The sequence below is a fragment of the Idiomarina sp. UBA4206 genome (assembly GCF_002383015.1).
Taxonomy (GTDB): Bacteria; Pseudomonadota; Gammaproteobacteria; order Enterobacterales; family Alteromonadaceae; genus Idiomarina; species Idiomarina abyssalis.
In genome coordinates, this window is record NZ_DFTS01000005.1 from 419 (window position 1) to 952 (window position 534).

The 534-nt window shown below is 47.0% G+C and carries 1 pseudogene; it reads right to left on the minus strand.

The window, feature by feature from the left end:
• A pseudogene (locus B3180_RS00740) lies at positions 1-416 on the minus strand (succinate--CoA ligase subunit alpha); the annotation flags it as partial.
• Positions 417-534: the final 118 nt, after the last annotated feature.

Genomic DNA, 534 nt, shown 5'->3' on the forward strand with positions numbered 1-534 from the left:
GGCATGATGCCGATCTTGCACTCGTCCGGAGTGATAACACCCGGGCAGTTTGGACCGATCATGCGCACGCCTTTGTGCGTCAGGTATTCTTTTACGTAAAGCATATCCAGTGTAGGAATACCTTCAGTAATACAAACAATCAGTTCGATACCAGCGTCTGCTGCTTCGATGATTGAGTCTTTACAGAAAGGTGCTGGTACGTAGATAACTGATGCAGTTGCGCCAGTTGCTTCTACTGCTTCTTTTACTGTGTTGAATACAGGCAGGCCTAAGTGTTCTTGGCCACCTTTACCAGGTGTAACACCGCCAACCATTTGTGTACCGTAAGCAATTGCTTGCTCAGAGTGGAAAGTACCCTGACCGCCAGTGAAACCCTGACAGATTACTTTGGTGTTTTTATCGATCAAAATGCTCATTATTGACCTCCTGCCGCAGCAACCACTTTATCGGCAGCATCAGATAAGCTCTCTGCAGCGATAATGTTCAGGCCACTTTCGTTCAATTTCTGGGTACCCAGTTCAGCGTTGTTACCTT